The following is a 3,146-nucleotide window of genomic DNA, read 5'->3' on the forward strand; positions in this document are numbered from 1 at the left end:
CCCCTCGGCACGGCCCGCGTCCCGGGCCCGCATCACGTGCATCGGGTCAGGGAGCTCGCCGGCCCACACGCGGGCGCCGTCCGCGGCGTCGTCGGCCCGCTGGAGCTCGCCGCCGCGGCGGCGCAGGAAGATGAGGGAGGCGACGCCGGTCGCTGCCGCGAGCAGGACCGAGATCTCGCCGACGGTGTCCCAGGCGCGGATGTCGACCAGGGCCACGTTGACGACGTTCTTGCCCCCGCCGAAGACGTAGCCCTCCTCGGCGAAGTCCACCGAGACGGGCGGGTGGATCCGCGCCCCGGGCACGATCAGGGCCAGGGCGCCCACGGTGACGCCGACCGCGAGGCCGATGGCCAGACGGACCCAGCGGCTCGCGGCCAGGGGGCGCACCGAGAAGTACGCGGGCAGGCGACGCAGCACCAGCACGAAGATCACCAGCATGATCGTCTCGACCAGCACCTGGGTCAGCGCGAGGTCCGGGGCCCCGTGCAGCAGGAAGAGGTAGGCCACCGCGTAGCCGCTGATCCCCGCGAGCACCACGGCCTTGAGCCGCCGTCGGGCGTTGGCCGCGAGGATCATGGCGCCGCCGGCGAGGAGCGCCGCGAGCAGCTGGACGGGACTGTCCCACGGCCGCACGCCGTCGGGCCCCGGCAGCGTGGTGCCGACGACGAGGGCTGTGACGGCGAGGCCGACGAGCACCAGGAGGATCGTGCCGAGGTAGAAGGGCAGGGACCCGCGCTGGGTGACGGCGGTGAGGTCACCCGCGAGCTCGTCGAGACGCCGCATGCCGCGGCGGTACCCGCGGTCCGCGTCCCAGGGGAACCGCACCCTGGACTGCCAGCCCTCGACGCGGGCCCGCGCCCAGAACATCAGCGTGCCGACGGCCAGGATCAGGACGGTCAGCGCGAGGGCCGGGGTGAGACCGGCCCACAGCACCAGGTGGCCCGGGTCCCCGGGGTAGGTGTCGGCGTGCGGGGCCAGGAGCTCCTCGCCCAGCTCAGGGGTCAGGGCCAGGAGCAGCCCGAGGAGGGCGAGCACCGCGGCGGGCAGCACGAGCACCAGGGGCGGGTGCTTGATCCTCAGCGGACCGTCGTCCCCGGCCACCCCGGCGGCGACCGCCGCCGCATGGGGGGCTGCGTCGTCGTCGGAGGTCGCGTGGGTGCGCTTGGTGGCGAAGGCCCCCCACCAGAACCGCAGGCCGTAGGCCACGGTCAGGGTCGAGCCCACCACCATGGCGACGAGGACGAGCAGGCCGACCGCGGTGCCGCCGTCGTGCACGAAGGCCTCGAGGGCGGCCTCCTTGGCGACGTACCCCGCGAAGGGAGGAAGACCGATCATCGAGGCGGTCGAGAGGGCACCGACGGCCGCGGTGATGGGGAGCTCACGGCCCACCCCGGTCAGGCGGCGCAGGTCACGGGTGCCGGTCGCGGCGTCGACCACGCCGACGGTGAGGAAGAGGGAGGCCTTGAACATCGCGTGCGCGCCCAGCATCGCCAGGCCCGCCAACGCGGCGGCGCGCGAGCCGAGGCCGACCAGGAGCACCAGGAGGCCCAGCTGGCTCACGGTGCCGAAGGCGAGGATGAGCTTGAGGTCGTTCTGGCGCAGCGCGCGGTAGCCGCCGACCACGAGGGTGCCGCAGCCCAGCACGATGACGATCCCGCGCCAGACCCCGAGCTCGCCGAAGCCGGGGGCGAACCGGGCCACGAGGTAGACCCCGGCCTTCACCATCGCGGCGGCGTGCAGGTACGCCGAGACGGGGGTCGGTGCGGCCATCGCGGCGGGCAGCCAGAAGTGCAGCGGGATGAGGGCGGACTTGCTCGCTGCCCCGGCGAGGAGGAGGACGACGGCGACGGTCGCGAGGGTGGTGGTCGTCCCGGCCGGGATACCACCGCCCGCGCTGGCCAGGGCCACCACCTCGGAGATCCGGTAGGTGCCCGTCGTCTCGCCCACCAGCACGATCCCGACCAGCATCGCGAGGCCACCCGCGGTGGTCAGGATGATGGCCTGCATCGCGGCCCGGCGGGAGGCCTTGCGCTCGGCGTAGTGGCCGATGAGGAGGTAGGAGAAGACCGTGGTCAGCTCCCAGAAGACGTACAGCAGGAGCATGTCGTCGGTCACGACGAGGCCGAGCATGACGCCCGCGAAGGCCACGAGCACCCCGCCGAAGCGACCCAGGCCGCCCGCCGTCGCGGCGAAGTAGCGCGAGCAGTAGACGAGGACGAGGGCGCCGACCCCGCCGACCATCAGCACCATGAGCCAGGACAACGTGTCGAGCCGGAAGGCCAGCTCCATGTTCAGCGCTGGCACCCACGGGACCACCTCGACCGGGCCGTCCCCGGCCATCACCTCGCCGGTCCGGCTCAGGGCCCAGGCTGCGGCCGAGGCCGGGGCGAGGGCCATGACCAGGAACGCACGACGACCGAGCCACTGCACCAGGAGCGGCGCGCCGAGAGCCACCACGAGGTGGGCGGCGAGCAGCAGAAGCACGTCCGGCTCCGTCCGGTCGGGGGCGGTGGTCGGTCGGGATGGTCAGTGCCTGTCGGGAGCCCGCCGTCGCGCAGGCGCCAGCGGGCCCTGGAGGGGCGTCATGTTGTCAAGACGATGAACGCGAGCACGCACCCGCAGACATGCCACGGGGGTGCGTCACTGAACAGGACCATCGTACCTTCCGGCTCTCGAGCACCGGCTAGCGTGGCGGGGTGGACGCCCTGCAGATCGCCGCCCTCGCCGTCGCGGTCCTGGCGACCGTCCTCGGCGTCACCGTCTTCTCCTTCGGGGTGCGTGCGATCGTGCGCACCGTCGCGCAGGGGGGCCCGGCCCCCGACCGCACCGACCACCGGTGGCTGCGGACCAGACTGGCCCTCGGGCTGCTGCTCGGGCACGGCCGGTTCCAGCACCGTCCGGTGGTCAAGGCCGCGCACTGGGTGGTCATGGTCAGCTTCCCGGTGCTGTTCTTCACGCTGGTGGCCGGGTACGGGCAGATCGTCGACCCCCACCTGGCCCTGCCCGCGGTCGCGTGGGTCGCCCCGCTCGGCTGGCTGGTCGAGGGCTTCGCCTGGCTGGGGCTGCTCGGCATCCTCGCCCTGGTGCTCGTGCGGCAGCGTGCCCACCCCCGCCGCGGGGAGGCCGCCGCCGGGGCGCCGTCGGCC

General features: G+C 73.9%; 1 protein-coding gene and 1 pseudogene. One reads left to right on the forward strand and one right to left on the reverse strand.

What is annotated here, in order from left to right; genetic code table 11:
• Nucleotides 1–2,484: Na+/H+ antiporter subunit A (locus L0B03_RS15760; RefSeq protein ID WP_250447569.1), on the reverse strand; the 2,484-nt coding region annotated here is incomplete at its 3' end.
• A 212-nt stretch (nucleotides 2,485–2,696) separates the two neighbouring features.
• Here L0B03_RS15760 and L0B03_RS15765 point away from each other — a divergent pair.
• A pseudogene (locus L0B03_RS15765) lies at nucleotides 2,697–3,146 on the forward strand (Fe-S oxidoreductase); the annotation flags it as partial.

The sequence above is a fragment of the Actinotalea sp. C106 genome, from assembly GCF_023630195.1.
Taxonomy (GTDB): Bacteria; Actinomycetota; Actinomycetes; order Actinomycetales; family Cellulomonadaceae; genus Actinotalea.